This window comes from Bacillus sp. 196mf, assembly GCF_003217275.1.
GTDB lineage: Bacteria > Bacillota > Bacilli > Bacillales > Bacillaceae_G > Bacillus_A > Bacillus_A thuringiensis_S.
Map to the genome: position 1 here is coordinate 16,695 of NZ_QJTG01000022.1, position 20,976 is coordinate 37,670.

Sequence of the window (20,976 nt, forward strand, 5' to 3'; positions counted from 1 at the left end):
GCAATTTACATTATTTTTGCGTAAAATGGTTTAAAGAGGTGAATTCCGATGGAAATAGTAAAAGATAGTTCTCTTATTCAAAATGAAATTGAACGTTTTGTAAATAAAGATGTATATATTCATTTAGAAACGACAAACGGAGCGTATGCATCACACATAAATGAAAAGATGATGACAGTTGGTGCTTTCATTCGAAATGCAATTATCCGTTTTGAACGCGGGAAGATAACTGGAACAAATCCATACCGAGTTGGTCTAAAAATGGATCATGGTTGGGTATATGCTGAAGGTATTACGCACTGGGAAGTAGATGGTCAAGAGCGTTTATTACTAGCTGGACATGATAATTTAGGTCGTCTAGCAGTTGCACTTGAGTTAAGCTTAACACCATTTAAGTAAGAAGGAGGGAAACTTATGGAGAGACATGTACTTGTTGTATTTCCGCATCCAGATGATGAAGCATATGCTGCGGGAGGAACAATTCGCTTATTAACAGATCAAGGAGTACCTGTAACATATGCATGTGGTACTCTAGGACAAATGGGACGTAACATGGGTAAGAACGTATTTGCTAACCGTGAAACGATCCCAAATATCCGTGAGAAAGAATTGAAAGATGCTTGTGAAGCGATGGGCATTAAAGATTTAAGAATGCTTGGCTTCCATGATAAAACGTTAGAATTTGAAGATGTTGATTTCGTTGCTGACAAAATTGAAGCAATCATTCAAGAAGTAAATCCATCTCGAATTATTACATTTTATCCAGAGCACGGTGTACATCCAGATCATAATGCATTTGGCCGCGCTGTCGTTCGCGCTGTATCACGTATGCCAAAAGAAGAGCGCCCAGTTATCCATGCTGTTGCGATTACGAAAAATCGTGAAGCAGTATTAGGAGAACCGGATGTTGTAAATAACATTAGTGAAGTATTTGATCATAAATTAACTGCATTAGGTGCGCACCGTTCACAAACAGAAGCAATGCTTGAAGACACGCATGCAAAAATAAAAAACAAAGATGCAGCAACATTAAAATGGCTGCAACTTGAACAGTTTTGGACTTATAAATGGGAGTAGGCTAGAAGGATACCTTCTAGTTGCTCTTACATAGAAAAAGCGCCGTCACTTGTGATGGTGCTTTTTCTTGTTGAAGACTATATATTTCTTAGGGTGCTTCAAAAATTTTAAATTAACGTGCAGTATAGCCTCCATCAACAAGAAGTGTTGTACCGTTAACAAAACTAGCATCATCACTTGCTAAAAACAAGACAGCTTTAGCGACTTCTTCTGGTGTTCCAAGTCTGCCTTGTGGATGAAGTGAAGCTAAATATTCTTTTTGTTGAGGATTAACACTACCTAGTAAAGGGGTGTCAATATAACCAGGGCACACCGCATTAATACGTATTCCATATTTAGCGTAGGCAGTACATAAATTTTGAGTTAATAGTTTCACACCACCTTTTGCAGAGGAGTATGCTGTTGGGGTAGGTAATGAAACAAAACTATGAATCGAACCAGCGTTAACGATGACACCACCTGTACCTTGTTTAAGAAATTGTTCAATCGAATATTTATCAGAAAGGAATACCCCAGACAAATTAATATCAATAGTTCTTTTCCACTTTTCATAGGATAATTCGTTTGCCGGTGCATCATCAGCAACGCCGGCATTTGCATACATAATATCTAATTTACCGTATGTACTTACTGTCTCATGAATGAGCTGTTTAATATCTGCCTCATTTGTTACATCGGTTTTAATAAATAACGTATTGTATCCATGTGCATTCAATTCATCTGATAGTTCTTTTCCACGTTCAGAAAAATCAGCAATAACTACTTTTGCACCTTCTTCGATAAAAAGACGAACAGTAGATTCGCCAATTCCACTTGCACCACCAGTTATGATTGCTACTTTGTCTTTTAATTTCATATAAACCTCTCCATTCATCAATGAATTTAAGTCGAATTTTTAAATCAGGTTATATCATTATTAACCTTAAATAGTAAGTAGATAGAAGAAACAGTTTGCGTTTACTTAATTGTGAGAGTGCTATTTTTTTATTGTAATTTTTTATACAGTGATGGAAGAAAATATTAATTAGGTCAATTTTATCATCAGATTGAATATTCAGTAAAGTATTCTTGAATAGAGTGAGTGCTGAAGTTAAACTACTAATCTACATAGATAGAACGAGAGAGACTACATATAGTTGCTCTTTTTATTTTATTAATTAACAAATTTTCAAACTTGCTGATGATGTAGTGGACTTAAATAAGTCACTTGTTTTTAAATTGAATCAAAAATAAAAAACAGTAAAAATAAAACGCTTAATAATAATTATTTATTGGAAAACAATAAATAAAATGATATTATCAAATTGAAAATTAGTAAGAGAGGTGCTTTTTATAAAATGTAAAACGAATGTTATGTATTAAAAAGAAATTGATGTAAATTAGAGAAAATATATATTAATAGAGAAATAAGAAAAGGGAGTTAGAGCATGATTAATAAAACAGTAAAGAAAGTTATCTTGATTGCAGGTGGTTTGTATATTACATATTTAGTAGGTGTAGTTATTTTAGCGGAATCTATACCGTATCCTACATCTCAACAACTTAAAGAAGCCGAAAGAGTAGTTGAACGCTATGTAGGTGAAAATAATGGAGTAAAAATGATAAATACATCTAGCAGCTTCACGGCTGAGATGTTCAATCATACAATTCATATTGAAGGAAATTCAAAAGAAAATCCGGAACAATTATATCGAATGAATTTAGATCAAGTTTCTAATGAAAGTGAAAAAATAACCGAAAAATCGATAAATACAGTTTGTAAATCAAATGATGGAGGAAAGAATTTTACGTGTGCTGATACTGAATAGCTAAAAGTAGGATCCGTAGCAGCATAGTAACAGTTGATAACCATTACTCTAGTTAAATAGGAAAAAGCCTCGCAGGGGGGTGAGGCTTTAAACAGGGTATTAAAAATTATCGATTCATTAAGAATAACTTCTTTTGAATAAGCTAATTTTAGCATGATAACTCATCTATATGTGTTACGAATTTATGCACAAAAAATCAATGATAAAAATACAGAAAAGACAATAATTTATTTGGAATCTGTATCATTACATAAAGTTTGAGTGAAAAAGAAAGTATACTTTTGTATTGAGGAATAAAGATATAGTCTGCCAACGGAAATAGGCAGGCTATTTTTTTATAAAGAAAAGACAACTTGAGGTAGAGTCCGTGTTAAGAAATAAGATCGTTCAAAAGATAAAGATATTGTATTGAAACACGTCATTATTAGTGGAATAAGTTATATTTTTGATAAAAAATCTTTAAAAAGCATTATAATCCCTAGAAGAGATAAGACTTCAATTGAAAACCAAAATACACTTTTTTGAGGTTTTTTAAACTCCATTAGTATGGAGAAAAATAAAAAGATAGCAATGAGAAATATAATTAAGAGACGAAGTATATCAAACATAAATAGCACTCCTAATAGTTAATTTGTTTTACTATATAGTTATTTCCAATATTACAGAATGTAAGAAGCGACTTATCAATATTAAAGCAAAAAGTTCTCAGAAGCTATGAATTAAAAATAAAAATTTTTTTGAATCACTGAGCACAGGGGGATTATCTATTAATTAGCTTGGTGATTGAAAGAGTAATTTTTTAATCTCTTAAATGTCCGATTGGTTTAACTAAATAATCAGCGGGGAATGGACAAACCACCTACTGATTAGAATTTCACTTTATTTGTTTTCTTTTTTATCTAAATCCTTAGAATTGATATTTAGTAGTGATTTATAAGAAACATATATTTTGAATTATTTAATAGAATAATATATATTTATATTGATTTAGTGATTTTAGTTTGTTAAAAATGGGGAAATCGATATGAAAGTTAAATTTGCCGTAATAAAAGATGAGAATTTTGATTGTAGTATATTGGAAACAAAATTATTGAAAACTTTTAAAGAAGTAGATTGTGAAGCAGATATTGTAAAGGTTGAGGATGAAATTTTTGAAAACAATGATATACAAACGCATTTATCAGAAATAACCATTCATGTTACTGGAAAAAATATTGGATATAGATCCGTTTCAGCCAGTATATTTATTGTTCTAGAGAGTTTATCAATACAGCTATTTCGTATTCATATTAGTATACTTTAAGCAGTTCAAAAAGTGGATTCTTCAGAAAATCATACTGATTATATTGAGTTGTAAATATGAAAACAATAGAAATTATCGTAGGTGCTCCCGAATGTTGGATTGCACCTTGTTTGTTGTTAAATAAACAAGGGATTCCTTTTTAAATTTTAATCTATCTTAACGCTAATTTATAAATAGAAGAATGGAAACATGTGAGTAATTCAATTAGATTGTACAAATAATTTGGTACGCGGATATACGCAATGTATTCACAGGTAAGAGGGTTGTCTCATAATATATATAGATTTTTCTATTAAGATGAACAGAGGGTGTGAATATATGGAAGATGTTTACGCTAAAATTGACAGTCTCAAGGCGGAGCAAAAAGAAATGATGAGAGACATTCGAAATTTAGAAACGCGTACTACTATTAATGAGAAAGACATAGCAACAATCAATAAGCAATTAGAAAAAATAAGTACAAACACTACTTGGATTTTGCGAATTATTATTAGCGCGATAATAATGTCAGTTTTAGGATTGATATTAAAAGGGATGATTTAAAAGAAAGAGGGGAGCTCCCTCTTTCTTTTATGTAAATGAGAAACTATAAATTTTCCGTTTCCTTTTCGTCTGCATACTTATCCTCTAAGGAAATTAATAGAGGGATTGATATAGTTACAAGAATGATTAAAGTGGTGATAAAAGATTTAGAAAGAGAAAAAGAACCTTGAATTAAAGGTGATAAAAACTTGAATGAAAGTATACTTGTTATGAAGGAAATTACTAAAAAGCTCAAAAGAGATATATTTTTATTCTTTATAGATGTCTCTATAAAGTCTTTAACACAGGTTATTACGACAAATATAGTTAATATGATAAGAGAAACAAAATAATGTGTTAAATTCGTCATATTAATAGTAGGATCGTCTATTATGTAAGCAAGTAACTTAGATACTAATATTCCTCCAAACAATAAAATAATAAAAGAAAGTAATCCTTCCAATATATAAGTGCTGAAATTGTCTTTCTTGTTAAAGAGTTTATAGTTTAGAGTAGATTGGGTTATTTGAATTAGGAATAGGGTAATAATCCATACATAATATACAAATGGTAATTCTCCTGAGAATAGAGAAATTAGAAAGTTTACTACTGTCCTTAAAATTTCAATCATTACGAAAGTCCTCCTACTTGTTCAGCTTTATGACATTAGTAATATATGAGTATATCATTTTATAATTAGGTTTATAGATTCAAACTATTTCTAATTATTCCATAATAAGGTGGTTATATCAAGTAGTTATCTTCTATGGCGTGTATTAGTTGTTCACTAATATAAAAAGAACATTTGAACGTTAATACTAGAAAAATAAAAGTAATATGTAATATAATTGAAAAAGTATATTTAAAAATCGATGTTAATATTACCCTCCTATAAGTATTAACATACGTAATTGAGGTGTTTTCTTTGTTGTTTTATGACCGGATTTCTATAATGGCCCCTCCTGTTCCGTAGCTAAGGAAAGTCTTTTTATTTCTGGGATTTTCAAAGTTATAGGAGGGTATGAAAAATGAAAAAAGTCTCAGTACCATCACTTTTGTTAATGATTGTTCTTGTCGCATTTCCGCAAATTAGTGAAACGATTTACACACCGTCTTTACCTGATATTTCAAAGGCGTTACATGTAAGTAATAATGAGGTGCAGTTAACGCTTAGTGTGTATTTTGCTGGATTTGCTTTAGGTGTATTTTTTATTGGATGGCTATCAGATATAATTGGCCGTCGCCCAGCAATGTTATTTGGAATTGTAATATATGGCGCTGGGAGTTTCTTATGCTATATTGCAAATTCCATTGAATTTTTATTGGTAAGTCGTTTTATTCAAGCGTTTGGAGCAAGTGCAGGATCAGTTGTGACCCAAACGATTCTTCGTGAAAGTGTAGAAGGGCATAAGAGGCATGTTATGTTTGCTCAAATCTCGGCAGTCATTGCTTTTACACCAGCGATAGGACCGTTAATTGGTGGCTTTCTTGATCAAATGTTTGGATTTAAAATAGTATTTTTAAGTTTAGTAGTTATGAGTATCGGTATTTTTCTGTATACGTTTGTTTCTCTTCCTGAAACAAAAACGGGCTCAGTAACGAATAAAATAAATGTGTTTTCAGTCTTGAAGAGGCTAATTACAAATCCGAAAGTAGTAACATATGGGCTATTAATTGGAGGAGCAAATGGTGTTTTATTTAGCTATTATGCAGAAGCGCCGTTTATCTTTATTGAATACTTTCAATTATCGCCTAGTATGTATGGATTTCTAGGAATTGTTGTAGCGTCTGCTTCTATTGTTGGAGCGAAAGTTTCGAAACGTTTACTTGCTACTTATAAACCAGAGAAAATTATATATATCGGTTGTCTCGTAATGACAGGAGGAGCTATCCTTTTATCTGTTATTACGTTTGTTGGATCAAATTCAAACATAATATATATGATTGGATTTTTAGTAGCGATGTTTATATTGCTATTAGGAATTGGAGTAGCGTTGCCTAACTGTTTAAGTTTAGCATTAGTAGATTTTCAAGATGTTATTGGTACAGCAGGTGCATTGTTTAGCTTAGGGTACTATGTAATTGTAACGATGACAATTTGGGGAATGAGTCAACTGCATACGGGCTCGTTACTAGTGATGCCACTTTATTTTCTAGTTATTGTAGTTATAATGGCAGTGTTTACTAGGGTGTTTATCTTTGGTAAGCAAACTTTGAAATCGGTTTAAATATGAAATCGTAAAAGAGTCTCATTTTTAAATGAGGCTCTTTTATATTTTGGCTGGGGTAAAGAAGTTAGTAGTTTATTAATATATTAAATTTCTCATTGGTATATAAATCGAATGTGTGGGAAATTACGTTATCAACTATAAAGGTTGAAGTATTTGACATATGAAACCGAGAAAGAAATGCTCTCCTCTGTTATTTATATTGTAATAATATACATGCCGGAATCATATTGAATAGATGTATTTTATTGTTAATTTAGTTAAAAATTAATCAGACTTATGTATAATAATTTATTGAAAAAATAATTGAATTTTTCAGATTAATGAATTAATATAAGGTAAGTAATTTTAAGATTTATAGAATATTGGAAGATGAAAGGTTTTGAGAATTTTATTAGGAGCACAAAACGATTTTAGGATAGCTTTAAAGCTAGTGTAAAATGACGTTTGCTTCATCATTTTCAGGGCCGAAAGGAATTAGGGGAAAGCATCTTGTGTTAAAATGCGGTTATGAATCATCTAAGAGGGGGAAGTGAAGTGGCAAACAAAGAATTGAAAAGAGGTTTAGAAGCACGTCATATTCAAATGATTGCTTTAGGCGGAACGATTGGTGTTGGTTTGTTTATGGGGTCAGCCAGCACAATTAAATGGACAGGTCCGTCAGTAATGCTTGCTTATGCAATTGCAGGTATTTTCATCTTCTTCATCATGCGTGCCATGGGAGAAATGTTGTATATGGAGCCAAGTACAGGCTCATTTGCGACATTCGGTCATAAGTATATTCATCCACTAGCTGGTTATATGACAGCGTGGAGTAACTGGTTCCAGTGGGTTATCGTTGGGATGTCAGAAATTATCGCGGTTGGAGCGTATATGCAATATTGGTTCCCGGATTTACCAGCTTGGATACCAGGTATAATTGCAATGGTTATTCTTGGTGCAGCTAACTTAATTTCTGTTAAGTCATTTGGTGAATTTGAATTTTGGTTTGCGATGATTAAAATCGTTACGATTCTATTAATGATTATTGCAGGATTTGGCCTTATTTTCTTCGGAATTGGTAACGGCGGAGAAGCGATTGGCATATCTAATCTTTGGTCAAATGGCGGTTTCTTTACAGGTGGTTTTTCAGGATTCTTCTTTGCATTATCACTTGTAGTTGGAGCGTATCAAGGTGTGGAATTAATCGGTATTACTGCTGGTGAAGCGAAGGATCCGAAGAAGACACTTACAAGAGCGATTCAAAGTACAATTTGGCGTATTTTAATTTTCTACATCGGTGCTATTTTCGTTATTGTAACTGTGTATCCGTGGGATCAATTAAGTACAATTGGTAGCCCGTTCGTAGCAACTTTTGCGAAGGTTGGTATTACGGCTGCTGCGGGATTAATTAACTTTGTTGTTATCACAGCAGCAATGTCTGGTTGTAATAGTGGTATTTATAGTGCTAGTCGTATGCTGTATACGTTAGGTGTAAATGGACAAGCACCGAAATATTTCACGAAACTTTCTGGAAATGGTGTACCTTTATTCGGTACAGTTGGCGTAATTATCGGTCTGGCGGTTGGTGTTGTTTTAAGTTACATCGCACCGAAAAATTTATTCGTATATGTATATAGCGCGAGTGTACTTCCTGGTATGGTACCATGGTTTGTTATTTTAATTAGTCAAATTAATTTTAGAAAAGAAAAGGGAGCAGAGATGAAAGATCATCCGTTCAAAATGCCGTTTGCTCCTGTTACAAACTATTTAACAATTGCCTTTTTAATTATGGTATTAATCGGAATGTGGTTTAACGATGATACGCGCATTTCATTAGTTGTAGGTATTATTTTCTTAGCTATCGTTACAATTAGTTTCTATGCTTTTGGAATAGGAAAGCGAGCTCCGTTAGACGTTCAAAATAATAAAGAGATTTCAAGTAAATAAAGAAAAGGCTGTTCATCTGGAACAGCCTTTTCATATTGTTGCTATTTGTCGATAAATCGATATAATTTGATTTGTGATAGATATATTTGAAAAATCGTTGATATATTGTACGTTATGATAGATATATTCGAAAAATCGTTAATATAATTTCACATACTATCTGTCACTATCATGATTAAAATTTCTCTAATACGATTTTCCCAATGGTGTGCCCGCTTTCAAGTAGTGCATGTGCTTTCTTTAAGTTTTCAGCGTTAATCGGTGTTAATGTTTCATTTAAGGTAGTCTTTAAAATGCCTTCATCTAGTAGTTCGCTTACTTTATTTAATAGTTCGTGCTGCGTAATCATATCGCCAGTTTCATACATCGCTTTTGTAAACATAAACTCCCAAACGAGTGTAGCACTTTTACTTTTTAAAATACTCATTTCAAGAGGGTGTTCATTTTCTACGATAGAGCAAATTTTGCCTTGTGGTTTAATGAGGTCACATATTGCTTGCCAATGTTGATCTGTATTGTTTAAGCAGAAAATATAATCTACATCGCTGAATCCAAGGCTTTGTAATTGCTCTTTTAAAGGGGTATGATGGTCAATTGTATGGTCAGCTCCAAGCTTTTTAACCCAGTCTATCGTTTCGCCGCGGGAAGCAGTTGCGATTACATTTAGTCCAGCCCATTTTGCAAGTTGAATTGCGATTGAACCGACACCACCAGCTCCGCCGATAATTAAAATGTTTTTAAATGAATTCGTATCTTTTTTAGTATGATCAATGCCTAAACGCTCGAATAAACCTTCCCATGCTGTAATCGCTGTTAAAGGAATTGCGGCAGATTCAGCATCATTTAACGTTTTTGGTTTCTTACCGACAATTCTTTCATCAACTAAATGATATTCACTATATGTACCTTGTCTCGTAATGCTTTCAGCGTAAAATACTTCGTCGCCTTCTTTAAATAATGTACAACCTTCGCCGGTTTGTACAACAACACCACTAGCATCCCAGCCAAGTATTTTCGCTACATCTTCTTTTTTCTCTTTTGGAGATCGAACTTTTGTATCAACTGGATTAACGGAAATAGCGTTAATTTTTACGAGTATATCTCTTCCTGTGGTAACAGGTTTTTCAATTTCCAGATCAATTAAACTGTTTTCTTCTTCAATAGGTAAGTATTCATGTAAACCAATTGCTTTCATTTGTAATCCCTCCATTAAAGTAAGAATCCTTTATTTCTATATTATAGTTGGTGGAATACTGCTATGTAAAAAAATACCCTCTTTTTTATGCAAGCTGTACTGATAGTCTAGAAGGAGTTTATTTCTAAAAAGAAGAATTTTTTAATGTATTACTTTATCCAAAACTAAATGTAAAGGTGGATACATAATGACAGTAAAGAAACTTTATTTCATCCCAGCAGGTCGTTGCATGTTGGATCATTCGTCTGTTAACAGTACGTTAACACCGGGGAAACTATTAAACTTGCCGGTTTGGTGTTATCTTTTGGAGACGGAAGAAGGTCCTATTTTAGTAGACACAGGTATGCCAGAAAGTGCAGTTAATAATGAAGGGCTTTTTAACGGTACATTTGTTGAAGGACAGATTTTACCGAAAATGACTGAAGAAGATAGAATCGTGAATATATTAAAGCGTGTAGGGTATGAGCCGGACGACCTTTTATATATTATTAGTTCTCACTTACATTTTGATCATGCAGGAGGAAACGGTGCTTTTACAAATACACCGATTATTGTACAACGAACGGAATATGAGGCAGCACTTCATAGAGAAGAATATATGGACGAATGTATATTACTGCATTTGAACTACAAAATTATTGAAGGGGATTATGAAGTGGTACCCGGTGTTCAATTATTGTATACGCCAGGTCATTCTCCAGGCCATCAGTCGCTATTAATTGAGACAGAAAAATCCGGTCCTGTATTATTAACGATTGATGCATCTTATACGAAAGAAAATTTTGAAGATGAAGTGCCGTTCGCGGGATTTGATTCGGAATTAGCTTTATCTTCAATTAAACGTTTAAAAGAAGTTGTTATGAAAGAGAAGCCAATTATTTTCTTTGGTCATGATATAGAACAGGAAAAGGGATGTAAAGTGTTCCCTGAATATATATAATGCAAAAAGTCATGAGCTTACGTGCTCATGACTTTTTCGTTTAAATAATTTTTTTGAATAAGTTATAAACCTTTTTTGAGCTATCTTCATTTAATTGATAGTACGTAAGGTTTACATCATCAGGAGTATCTTGCTGAGCAATCATCACTTCGCTGCTGTGATGATCAACTACCCATATGAAATATTTTTTATAAGTTCCATCCTCGAAAGTAATCCACATATCACAATCTATTAAGTCTGATCCTTCTTCATCTAATGTTAATTTACCTTTTTTTGCGGTATTCATACTGTTAATAAACGTTTTTAATTCATCTGTTTTTGTGAGAAAGATATCCTGTTTTGTTTTAATTGATTCTACATGTATATCTTTTATTTCCTGTTTTCCTAAAAAAGCAGGGGGCTCATTTGGATCTCGCGAGCTTGAAATAATAGTAGCTTTCTTTTTCGGTTTATTTGCAGTATAGAGATCTTGAATAGATTTTCCCGAGTTTATAAACCATGCAATTCCAGAAATAATTAATACGCTACCTAGCAATAAAATAATTTTTTTAATAGGATTTTCTCCTCTCTATTACTTCGTGTGAAGAGCTTTTCTATTAATATATGATAGGTAAGCGTAAAGTATTATAGTTGAACTTGGTTATGCTTCACAGTTTTTATCGGGCGATCTATGAGTAAATTGTAAGTGAGCCCAATTAATACGAAAATGCCACCGATAACTTTACCAATTGAGAGTTCATTTGTCAGGAAGAAATCAATAATAGTCCCCGCAAATAATTGTCCGATAAAGATGAGTAATGTTAAATAAAAGGCTGATATTTTAGGAGTAATATAGTTGGATAATGAAATAACGATAACGCCTACTAATCCACCTAAGTATACGGCGATAGGAATAGATTGCAACTTATGAATAGGGATATACAATGAATCTGAACTGAAAATTAAAAATAACATAGAGAAAAATAATCCAGTAATATAATTGAAAAACGTGCCTTCCCAGTTTCCAATTTCCTTTGCTAAATTCGCGTTAATAATTCTAGCAACAACGATAGAAACACCAGCTAAAATAGCGATCGTAATATATAACATTTTCTTGCCCCCATTAATAAATTGTCATGATTATAATTCCAGAAGAGATGAAACATAATCCAATTAGTTTTTTCTTTTCAAACTTTGCAACTTTCATTCCTAATAAGCCGAAATGATCAATAATAATGGAAGCAATGGATTGGCCGAGTAAACTTAATGCGATCGTAATAGAGGCACCAAGGACGGAGAAACTTATATTGTTAAAAAGAACAGTGAATACTCCAATCGCTCCAGCGCTATATAAAAAAAGCGGAATACTTTTATCGAAATGAATTTTATGTTTGTTTAAGATTAAAATGAAAATAACTGCAATTAAACCGACAAGGTGAATGACAACGCTTGCTGTGTACTTGCCAATTAACTCAGATAAAATCCCATTCAATGGAAGCATAACGGCGATGAGCACACCAATAAAGACAGAAAGAAAGTTATACAATGTAATATCCCCTTTGTATTTCATATTTGTAATGACTGTATCATGCTGAAATTGTGTATTGTTATGACATATGTCATAGTGGAAGAAGAAAATTTTGATTACAATGGGGATGAGTTGTAAAGGTGGGGAACTATGAAGAAAGTATGTAATTCTATTAAATTAGCAGAGTATATGAAGAAAAATAATATTGATTCATTTTTTAGTCATGATATGAAGCCATATATGGAACTTATATTTTTTAAAAAGAATGAGTTTATTTGTAGAGAAAATGAAGAGATAGATTATTTATATTTCTTTGTTGAAGGAAAAGCGAAAGCGTTTAACACATTAAGTAACGGGAAATCCGTATTACTGTGTTTTTATGATAGTTTGCAGTTACTTGGAGATGTGGAGTTAATTCATTCCCAAAGGATTACTTCAAATGTACAAGTAATGGCAGATTCATATTGTGTTGGTTTACCATTAGGAAAAGTGAGAAATCAGCTATTTCATGATGCGAAATTTTTAAGATGTATTTGTGGATCGTTAGCACATAAGTTAAATCGACTTTCAAAAAATAGTACAATTAATTTATTGTATCCGCTTGAAAATAGACTTGCGAGTTACATGTTAGCAGCAGGGGAACGAGCAGTTCAGCATGAAAATAGAATTGTATTTAGTGGGAATTTAACGGAAATAGCGGAATTGTTAGGAACGAGCTATCGGCATTTGTTGCGAACATTAAATATTTTTTGTGATAAAGAGATAATAAAGAAGAACGATGGATGCTATGAAGTAGTAAACGTGGATGTTTTGAGAGAATTGGCAGCAGATGTTTATAAATAGGAGGAGAGTATAAATGATAACACCTATATTTAGAATTTTTGATATTGAAAAAGCAAAACTATTTTACTTAGGTTTTTTAGGATTTAAACTGGATTGGGAACATCGGTATGAGGAAAATATGCCATTATATTTGCAAATTTCGTTACAGGATGCTGTGATACATTTATCAGAACATCATGGTGATGCCTCACCAGGTGGTGCGATTCGGATTAAAATAGATGATGTAAAGGATTATCATTCTGTATTATTAAGTAAAGAATATGCTTATTCGAAGCCGAATATAGAAAAAACACCTTGGGGTACAATTGAATTAACTGTAATTGATCCGTTTTCAAATAGAATTACACTATACGAGGAAAAATTGTAGAAATGGAATGAAGAGTAGTTCATAGAGCAGTGAACTGCTCTTTTTTATTTTGAGTAGATATTGAATTATATAAAAATAAAATGTTATGATTATGGAAACGTATGAATATATGAACAAGTATTCATACGTTTAAGAGAAGGAGGGATTAGAATGATAGACCTAATTATTATTGGAGCGGGTCAAGCTGGATTAACAATGGGATATTACTTGAAGCAAGAAGGGTATAATTTTTTATTACTTGAGGCAGGAAAACAAGTTGGTGATTCATGGAGAAATCGATATGATTCTTTGCAGCTTTTTACCCCAAGGTCTTACAGTAGCTTGCCGGGTATGGCGTTAATAGGTGAAAAAAATGAATTTCCATATAAAGATGAAATTGCAACTTATTTAGAAGAATATGCAAGACATTTTCAATTACCGGTACAATTACAAACGGAAGTTCTAAAAATAAAGAAAGAAAAAGAAATATTTGAATTACATACTCCTACAGAAGTTTTACAAACGAAAAAAGTTATTATCGCATCAGGTGCTTTTCAGCAACCGTTTATTCCCTCAGTTTCAGCAAATCTATCATCACATATTTTTCAAATACATTCATCACAATATAAATCACCATCACAAATTCCTAAGGGAAAAGTACTAGTAGTAGGTGGTGGGAATTCAGGAATGCAAATTGCAGTAGAACTGGCAAAGACTCATGAAGTTACGGTGTCTATTAGTCATCCTTTAACGTTTTTACCGTTACAACTTTTTGGAAAAAGTATTTTTAATCTGCTAGAAAAAGTGGGTTTATTGTACGCTGAAATAAATACAAAGAGGGGAAGATGGTTCCAGAAGAGAAAGGACCCTATTTTCGGTTTTGAAGGTAAGAAACTTATTCGTAATGGAGCAATCAAACTGCAAGAAAAAGTAGTAAGTGCATCAGGAAATAACATTATGTTTCAGAATGGTGATACTTATAGTGCAGAAAGCATTATATGGTCAACTGGTTTTGTTCAAAATTATAATTGGATTGAAATTGAACAGGCAGTGAATGAGAAAGGATTTCCTAATCATATAAAGGGAATCAGTCCAGTAAAAGGATTGTATTATATCGGTTTACCATGGCAATCTCAAAGGGGTTCCGCACTTATTTGTGGTGTAGGAAAGGATGCAGAGTATGTACTTTCTGAAATCAAAAAAATAGATCAGTAGCAATAACTACTGATCATCCATATGTACATGAATTAGGAGAGGTCAAACATTTATTAACTTTATTATAATAGATTTTTATAGAATTAAAAACTGAAAATTCAAATTTAATGTTGAGAAAGTTTTTTGTATCGAAATATATGAAAAAATAGGGATTTTTATTAAAACAGAAAAAGATATTTCTATTTTAGTAAATTATGATATAGTCTAAATAAGTGTGTTTTTCCATAAATGTAATTATTTTCATTGTAATTTTGTTTATATGAGGGAAGGAGAAGTAATTATGAAGTTTGATGATCAACGCTTACTAGGAGTCCGATTAGGTTCTGTACTTGTGACAGAGGAAAATCAATATTTAGTAATTAAGAAAAAAGATCATTATGCACTGTTAAATATACATAATTTAGAATGCACTCATGTTGAAGTGCAGTTAGAACATTTGGAAGAAATGTTGCGGGAAGATTTCCAAGAAAGTATAACGGAGATTATCGCACCAGAACATATAAAAATTGTTGCGAAAAATGTTATATAGATAAAGAAGCTGGAAGGAACAGCTTCTTTATTTTCATTATAAGGATAACGTTTTTACAACCTCACCAATGATCCCTTCCATTTGATGAACACCTAAATCGGAATTAGTCATAATAACAGCACCATTCCCGCAGTATGGATAACAAACCATCATACATTGAAATCCAACGCCCCATCCGAGTGAATAAATCTGTAATTCTTCATTAGAATCATCTAGAAAAACACCTAATCCAGTCCATTTTGAGCAACCTTGAGGAGAAATCATGTCTATTACTAATTTTTGAGAAAGTTTTAGTTTGCCCTTTCCTTGTAAGGAATGAATGATTTCAATAACTAAAGCTGATAAGTCAGTTGGTGTTGTCCAAATACCTGAAGCAGCTGCGAATGGATAAAATGGATACTTCTCATTTGTTACAGTTCTATCTTTATTATGTCCGCAAGCAAAAACATCGGTTTTATCTATGTCTTTTGGAGAAAAAAGTGTACTATTTTTCATTTGTAATGGCTGGAAGATGTGTTCTTCTAATAACTGACTAAATAATCTTCCTGTAATATCTTCTAGTAGTAGTTCGATTATACAAAAGTTTGCGTCTGAGTAGTGAAATTCACTTTCTGGTTTATAAGTTACCTCTATAGGTACGGGGCAATATAGTGTTTTACCGGAAAGGAGCTCAGACATATTAGGTAAGCCTTTTGCAGGTGTATAATGTTCAAAACTATTAGGTGGATCAATGAGTCCAGATTGATGGCTTAATAAGTTTCTCAAAGTGATGCTTTTTTGTGAAGTAAATAGATTAGTAGGAATGTTCCAAGATGTGAGTTTATCATTTACGTCTTCGTCTAAATGCAAGATTTCTTGATCTGATAACATTAGTACGAGCATTGTAGTGATGAATTTGCTGATAGAACAAGAATTAAAGAGAGAATTTGTAGTAACAGCTCTAGTTGTTCCAGCTTCAAGTGTTCCAAAGGCAGTCGCTTCATCTAGTTTGCCATTACATATAACAGCGAGGCTTAAACCTGCAATGGAATATTGGTTCATTTTCTCGTATATATTGCTACTTTTTAAGTTCATGGTGACTCCTTTCTTTAAAGACAGAATAGTATTTTTATTATACAGTAGTAAAAAAAAGAAAACACTTCGTCATTCACCAATGAAGTGTTTTCTTTTTTAGTTAGTTTGAAGTGAACTTTTGAAAAAATTTGTCTCGGTACATGTACATAACCCATGAGATTGTTATTAAAGAAATGATGATTTGTTTGTTTTTAATTGGTGCATTGAAAACAAGCCAACCAACTATATCAAATAACGAATGTAGCACGATTGAAAGAACTACAAATTGAAGTAACGTATTTAAAAATCTTTTCATAAAGTGTCCCCCTAAAATAATAGGTTTTATTAACAGTTTGATATAGTGATATTATACATTAAATGTTTATTGTGGTAAAATTTACATAAGTTAGTGGAATAAAGCAAATGAAAGTTAGTAAGGGGGAACATTCATGGAATTCTGGATGGTTATACTGATAGTAGCTGTTGGTTTCATTTATATCGCTGAAAAATTAACTACAATTGAAAAGAAAAATGATGCGCGTTTAAAGAGAATTGAAGATAGATTACAATTAATTACGAAAGAAATGGGAATTATAGAAAGAGAACCTGAAATTAATAAAGAACTACGCCAGCTTGTAGAAGAAGGCAAAAAAATTACAGCAGTTAAGAGAGTAAGAGAAGCTTTTGGTTTTTCCTTACTAGAAGCGAAGCAATATGTTGATAAATTATAAAAAAGATCATCCATTTGGGTGATCTTTTTTACTGCACCATGCGTGTATTTACATAAGCCGCGATTATAAAGTGTCCAATTAGAGTGATAGGAATAACGATTGTGACATTAGGCGTAGTGAAGACACTACCGATTGTCGCAATGACACCAGCAATTAAATTATAAAGACCTACTATTTTTGATAGTTTCACTTTATCAGGCACGCGGCGTTCGTTGAATCCTGATAAGAGCCAAGTGTACTGCTTTACTCCGATGAAATAAGCTAGTGCAAATGAAATGATTGCTACTATAAATAATGTTGGTGAAGCGAAGAGAGTCATTGCAAACACCTCCGTTAATGGGCTATAAATAAATTATAGTCCGAATGTTATAATTTAACAAAATATAATTTTGGTTTTAAGTGTAATAGAAAAATAGAAAAGAAAAGTATATTGATTTAAACGTATTTTATGGGAATGAGGAAGAGTTTGAGAATTATGGAATGAAAGATTAAGTTTTAAAGTGTACAAAATTTTGTACGCTTTTTTTGTTAATTACATAAAAGTATGCAAATGAAGATGGAACAAACATTTGAGATGAATTGTCTAATATAGGTAATAACTATTTGGCTTGAAAGAAAGGGTTGATGACATGAAAAAGAATACGTTGTTAAAAGTAGGATTATGTGTAGGTTTACTAGGAACAATTCAATTTGTTAGCACAATTTCTTCTGTACAAGCATCACAAAAGGTAGAGAAAACAGTAATAAAAAATGAGACGGGAACCATTTCAATATCTCAGTTAAACAAGAATGTATGGGTTCATACGGAGTTAGGTTCTTTTAATGGAGAAGCAGTTCCTTCGAACGGTCTAGTTCTTAATACTTCTAAAGGGTTAGTACTTGTGAATTCTTCTTGGGATGACAAATTAACGAAGGAACTAATAGAAATGGTAGAAAAGAAATTTCAGAAGCGCGTAACGGATGTCATTATTACACATGCGCACGCTGATCGAATTGGCGGAATAAAAACGTTGAAAGAAAGAGGCATTAAAGCGCATAGTACAGCATTAACCGCAGAACTAGCAAAGAACAGTGGATATGAAGAGCCGCTTGGAGATTTACAAACAATTACGAGTTTGAAGTTTGGCAATACAAAAGTAGAAACGTTCTATCCAGGGAAAGGACATACAGAAGATAATATTGTTGTTTGGTTGCCACAATATCAAATTTTAGCTGGAGGCTGTTTAGTAAAATCTGCGGAAGCTAAAGATTTAGGGAATGTTGCGGATGCGTATGTAAATGAATGGTCTACATCGATTGAGAATGTGCTGAAGCGATATGGAAATATAAATTCGGTAGTACCTGGTCATGGAGAAGTAGGAGACAAGGGATTACTTTTACATACATTGGATTTATTAAAATAAGAAATTGTAGAAATACAAAAGAGAGGAGAAATAATTTTCTCCTCTCTTTCTTCTAACTATATTTAAATGCTGAATCTGTCGATTACGTCAGCATATATTACTGAGATTTTAATTCCAAGTATACAAATACTAGTACTGTCATAATTGCAATAACAACGTAAGTAGCATCAAGCATTATAAGTGTTTTTAAAGTTTCAGTCATCGTAATTCACCCCTGTTATAAAAATATAACATGATCTTTTTATTGATTAGATTAGAGATCATAAAGATAAAATGTATATGAAATTTCTTAAGTAGCTTCTATATAAATATATCATATAAATAATGTAAGTAATGTTAAGATAGTGTAAATGTATTGTAAATAAAGAGGTTTACAATGAAGGCTTTAATAAAAAAATGATAGTTCCTTAAAATAAAAAATACGCTATTTTCATATGAGATGAATTGCAATTATTTGTATAAGGGATTCAAAAAATTTTTTTCGTTGTATATATTTCTCCAAATTAATTATTTAGCTATTTAAAAGTATCGAAAGATGTGTGCACACTAATGTATATTTTTTGGATGTCAATAAAAGTATTATGTCAACAATATGAACTGTCACAAATCTTTATATATTATTGTGATTGATATCACATCACTTTTTTTCAATGGGTATTATGCTTAAGATGTAATGAATGATTGGGAGAGGGTGGGATGATATGTTTTGTTATCAATGTGAACAAACGCCAACAGGCGGATGTAAAGTAATGGGTGTTTGTGGCAAGAATGAAACGATTGCGAGTTTACAAGATACGATTGTGTTTGGGCTAAAAGGAATTGCAGCTTATCGCACACATGCTGCTCAGCTAGGGTATACGGATGCATTTGTAGATGCTACAACACAAGAAGCTTTATATATGACATTAACAAATTCTAACTTTAACGAACAAGAGCATATTGATATGGCTATGAAAGTCGGGAAATCAGCTTTACGGGTGATGGAGTTATTGGATGAGGCACATACGAATCATTTTGGTGTGCCAGAGCCTGTACAAATTACACAAAATCGTGTAGAAGGTAAAGCAATTGTAGTTACGGGCCATAATTTATTTGCACTAGAAGAACTATTAAAGCAAACAGAAGGAAAAGACATTAATATTTATACACATTCTGAAATGCTACCAGCACACGGATATCCGCAGCTGAAAAAATATAAACATTTAAAAGGAAACATCGGCAAGGCATGGTATGATCAAAGACGCCTTTTTGAAAAATTTACTGGTGCCATATTAGCGACAACGAACTGTGTTATGCCAATTAAAGGATCATACTCTGATCGATTCTTTTCATATGATATTGCAGGTTTAGAAGGTGTACAAAAAATTGAAAATGATGATTTTATACCATTGATTCAAAAAGCACTAGAACTTCCAGAAGTACATATGGAGTCGGATGAACAGTTAGTGACAGGGTTTCATCATAATACAGTATTATCATTAGCTCCAGAAATTATTGATGCAGTAAAAGAGGGGAAAATAAAGCGTTTCTTTGTTATCGCCGGTTGTGATGCACCGGGAAAAGGCGGAGAATATTATCGTGAATTAGCAACGTCACTTCCGCCAGAAACGGTTATTTTAACAACTTCTTGCGGGAAATTCCGCTTTAATGATGTGGATTACGGTGTTGTACCTGGTACAGAAATTCCGCGTTACATTGATTTAGGACAGTGCAATAATTCAATTTCTACAGTGAAAATAGCGGCTGCTTTAGCTGATGCTTTTCAATGTGAAGTGAATGAATTGCCAGTAAGTATTGTACTATCATGGTTTGAACAAAAAGCAGTTGCCATTTTACTAGGGCTATTTAGTCTTGGGATTCAAGATATTCGCATCGGTCCAAAGGCTCCTGAATTTATTTCACCTGGCGTGCTTGATGTATTACAAGAAACATTTGGTTTAAAACTAATTACAAATGCAGCAGAAGATATGACTATGATGTTATCGTAATAAAAAATGATCTGTCTTATTAATAAGAAGAGCTAGCCATATTCATTAACTTTGGTATAGTATAGCGCCCCAAAATAAAAATGTAGAATTTTTGTTTTGGGGTAGTTTCTTTTCTTAGTGGGATAGGTATGGGGCAAAATAAAAAAAGAAAATAGGCTGGTATTGAATAGGTAATAGTTGATTTTAGAAAAAATATAAAAATCGAGTTGACATTCATCGCTACTTAGTCATACAATGTACTTGTAATAAGCAATACTGAGTAGTGTTGTTTCTCAAAATATTTTCAGTAGACAATAGGTAATAGCGGATTTTAGAAAAAATTTGAAAATCAGTTGACATCCATAACTACTTAGTCATAC

Annotated in this window: 24 protein-coding genes and 1 pseudogene; 16 read left to right on the forward strand and 9 right to left on the reverse strand. The window is 32.5% G+C overall.

The features are described 5' to 3' along the window. Window positions 1-48: 48 nt before the first annotated feature. Both ATL10_RS23505 and bshB2 read left to right on the forward strand, forming a co-directional pair. Window positions 49-399: a YojF family protein gene (locus tag ATL10_RS23505; protein WP_000407046.1), complete on the forward strand. Its 351-nt coding sequence runs from the start codon at window positions 49-51 to the stop codon at window positions 397-399. A 15-nt stretch (window positions 400-414) separates the two neighbouring features. Further along, on the forward strand, window positions 415-1,077 hold the full coding sequence (gene bshB2, locus ATL10_RS23510; protein WP_000439487.1) for a bacillithiol biosynthesis deacetylase BshB2: 663 nt from the start codon (window positions 415-417) through the stop codon (window positions 1,075-1,077). 112 nt (window positions 1,078-1,189) lie between these two features. Here the strand turns inward: bshB2 and ATL10_RS23515 are convergent, their stop codons facing one another. Further along, window positions 1,190-1,933, reverse strand: coding sequence for an SDR family NAD(P)-dependent oxidoreductase (locus tag ATL10_RS23515; RefSeq protein WP_000768022.1), 744 nt, complete (start codon window positions 1,931-1,933; stop codon window positions 1,190-1,192). A gap of 571 nt (window positions 1,934-2,504) precedes the next feature. Here ATL10_RS23515 and ATL10_RS23520 point away from each other — a divergent pair. The 3 genes from ATL10_RS23520 (at window position 2,505) to ATL10_RS23535 (ending at window position 4,731) form a co-directional block, all read left to right on the forward strand. Continuing rightward, window positions 2,505-2,885 (forward strand): hypothetical protein, encoded by a 381-nt coding sequence (locus ATL10_RS23520; protein ID WP_000608950.1) that lies wholly within the window; start codon window positions 2,505-2,507, stop codon window positions 2,883-2,885. Window positions 2,886-3,909: 1,024 nt separating this feature from the next. Continuing rightward, window positions 3,910-4,188, forward strand: a complete 279-nt coding sequence (locus ATL10_RS23530; protein ID WP_000865000.1) for a hypothetical protein — start codon at window positions 3,910-3,912, stop codon at window positions 4,186-4,188. 318 nt (window positions 4,189-4,506) lie between these two features. Further along, window positions 4,507-4,731, forward strand: a complete 225-nt coding sequence (locus ATL10_RS23535; protein WP_000390469.1) for a hemolysin XhlA family protein — start codon at window positions 4,507-4,509, stop codon at window positions 4,729-4,731. A 43-nt stretch (window positions 4,732-4,774) separates the two neighbouring features. Here the strand turns inward: ATL10_RS23535 and ATL10_RS23540 are convergent, their stop codons facing one another. Then, window positions 4,775-5,341, reverse strand: coding sequence for a DUF5823 family protein (locus ATL10_RS23540; protein ID WP_000570042.1), 567 nt, complete (start codon window positions 5,339-5,341; stop codon window positions 4,775-4,777). 397 nt (window positions 5,342-5,738) lie between these two features. Between ATL10_RS23540 and ATL10_RS23545 the strand changes: the two genes are divergently transcribed. Both ATL10_RS23545 and ATL10_RS23550 read left to right on the forward strand, forming a co-directional pair. Further along, window positions 5,739-6,938, forward strand: coding sequence for a multidrug effflux MFS transporter (locus tag ATL10_RS23545; protein WP_110497602.1), 1,200 nt, complete (start codon window positions 5,739-5,741; stop codon window positions 6,936-6,938). Window positions 6,939-7,475: 537 nt separating this feature from the next. Continuing rightward, window positions 7,476-8,867: an amino acid permease gene (locus ATL10_RS23550; protein WP_142669993.1), complete on the forward strand. Its 1,392-nt coding sequence runs from the start codon at window positions 7,476-7,478 to the stop codon at window positions 8,865-8,867. Between the two features lie 175 nt (window positions 8,868-9,042). Here the strand turns inward: ATL10_RS23550 and ATL10_RS23560 are convergent, their stop codons facing one another. Then, a complete protein-coding gene (locus ATL10_RS23560; RefSeq protein WP_110497606.1) occupies window positions 9,043-10,062 on the reverse strand; it encodes a zinc-binding alcohol dehydrogenase family protein in 1,020 nt (339 codons plus the stop codon). A 187-nt stretch (window positions 10,063-10,249) separates the two neighbouring features. Here ATL10_RS23560 and aiiA point away from each other — a divergent pair, with 187 nt between their 5' ends. After that, entirely contained in the window at window positions 10,250-11,002 is a 753-nt protein-coding gene (gene aiiA / locus ATL10_RS23565) for a quorum-quenching N-acyl homoserine lactonase AiiA (protein ID WP_097924161.1), read from the forward strand. A gap of 40 nt (window positions 11,003-11,042) precedes the next feature. Here the strand turns inward: aiiA and ATL10_RS23570 are convergent, their stop codons facing one another. From ATL10_RS23570 to ATL10_RS23580, 3 genes are all read right to left on the reverse strand, one after another. Further along, window positions 11,043-11,537, reverse strand: a complete 495-nt coding sequence (locus tag ATL10_RS23570) for a hypothetical protein (RefSeq protein WP_110497608.1) — start codon at window positions 11,535-11,537, stop codon at window positions 11,043-11,045. Window positions 11,538-11,626: 89 nt separating this feature from the next. Next, window positions 11,627-12,091 carry a DMT family transporter gene (locus tag ATL10_RS23575; RefSeq protein WP_000965811.1) on the reverse strand — a complete coding sequence of 155 codons (465 nt, stop codon included), beginning with the start codon at window positions 12,089-12,091 and terminating at the stop codon, window positions 11,627-11,629. Between the two features lie 13 nt (window positions 12,092-12,104). Continuing rightward, the gene (locus ATL10_RS23580) at window positions 12,105-12,551 is read right to left on the reverse strand and encodes a DMT family transporter (protein ID WP_009326661.1); all 447 of its coding nucleotides are present in this window, start codon (window positions 12,549-12,551) and stop codon (window positions 12,105-12,107) included. A 108-nt stretch (window positions 12,552-12,659) separates the two neighbouring features. Between ATL10_RS23580 and yeiL the strand changes: the two genes are divergently transcribed. The 4 genes from yeiL (at window position 12,660) to ATL10_RS23600 (ending at window position 15,442) form a co-directional block, all read left to right on the forward strand. Then, the gene (gene yeiL / locus ATL10_RS23585; RefSeq protein ID WP_000754830.1) at window positions 12,660-13,352 is read left to right on the forward strand and encodes a transcriptional regulator YeiL; all 693 of its coding nucleotides are present in this window, start codon (window positions 12,660-12,662) and stop codon (window positions 13,350-13,352) included. Between the two features lie 13 nt (window positions 13,353-13,365). Further along, complete coding sequence (locus ATL10_RS23590; protein ID WP_000632403.1) at window positions 13,366-13,719, forward strand: glyoxalase superfamily protein; 354 nt, start codon at window positions 13,366-13,368, stop codon at window positions 13,717-13,719. A gap of 150 nt (window positions 13,720-13,869) precedes the next feature. Beyond that, complete coding sequence (locus ATL10_RS23595) at window positions 13,870-14,913, forward strand: flavin-containing monooxygenase (RefSeq protein ID WP_090977502.1); 1,044 nt, start codon at window positions 13,870-13,872, stop codon at window positions 14,911-14,913. Between the two features lie 280 nt (window positions 14,914-15,193). Continuing rightward, on the forward strand, window positions 15,194-15,442 hold the full coding sequence (locus ATL10_RS23600; RefSeq protein ID WP_000666948.1) for a hypothetical protein: 249 nt from the start codon (window positions 15,194-15,196) through the stop codon (window positions 15,440-15,442). Between the two features lie 36 nt (window positions 15,443-15,478). Here the strand turns inward: ATL10_RS23600 and ATL10_RS23605 are convergent, their stop codons facing one another. Both ATL10_RS23605 and ATL10_RS23610 read right to left on the reverse strand, forming a co-directional pair. Continuing rightward, entirely contained in the window at window positions 15,479-16,516 is a 1,038-nt protein-coding gene (locus tag ATL10_RS23605; protein WP_110497610.1) for a serine hydrolase domain-containing protein, read from the reverse strand. 100 nt (window positions 16,517-16,616) lie between these two features. Further along, window positions 16,617-16,811 (reverse strand): hypothetical protein, encoded by a 195-nt coding sequence (locus ATL10_RS23610; RefSeq protein ID WP_000819665.1) that lies wholly within the window; start codon window positions 16,809-16,811, stop codon window positions 16,617-16,619. 133 nt (window positions 16,812-16,944) lie between these two features. Here ATL10_RS23610 and ATL10_RS23615 point away from each other — a divergent pair, with 133 nt between their 5' ends. Then, complete coding sequence (locus ATL10_RS23615) at window positions 16,945-17,226, forward strand: hypothetical protein (RefSeq protein WP_000397724.1); 282 nt, start codon at window positions 16,945-16,947, stop codon at window positions 17,224-17,226. A gap of 28 nt (window positions 17,227-17,254) precedes the next feature. On the opposite strand, the gene ATL10_RS23620 is transcribed toward ATL10_RS23615, so the two are convergent. Next, window positions 17,255-17,545 (reverse strand): DUF3784 domain-containing protein, encoded by a 291-nt coding sequence (locus tag ATL10_RS23620; RefSeq protein WP_000171773.1) that lies wholly within the window; start codon window positions 17,543-17,545, stop codon window positions 17,255-17,257. Window positions 17,546-17,637: 92 nt separating this feature from the next. Between ATL10_RS23620 and ATL10_RS23625 the strand changes: the two are divergent. The 3 genes and pseudogenes from ATL10_RS23625 to hcp all read left to right on the forward strand — a co-directional run. Further along, a pseudogene (locus ATL10_RS23625) lies at window positions 17,638-17,718 on the forward strand (GH25 family lysozyme); the annotation flags it as partial. A gap of 137 nt (window positions 17,719-17,855) precedes the next feature. After that, window positions 17,856-18,629: a BcII family subclass B1 metallo-beta-lactamase gene (bla2, locus tag ATL10_RS23630; protein WP_110497612.1), complete on the forward strand. Its 774-nt coding sequence runs from the start codon at window positions 17,856-17,858 to the stop codon at window positions 18,627-18,629. A gap of 701 nt (window positions 18,630-19,330) precedes the next feature. Further along, on the forward strand, window positions 19,331-20,617 hold the full coding sequence (gene hcp / locus ATL10_RS23640) for a hydroxylamine reductase (RefSeq protein WP_097924232.1): 1,287 nt from the start codon (window positions 19,331-19,333) through the stop codon (window positions 20,615-20,617). Window positions 20,618-20,976: the final 359 nt, after the last annotated feature.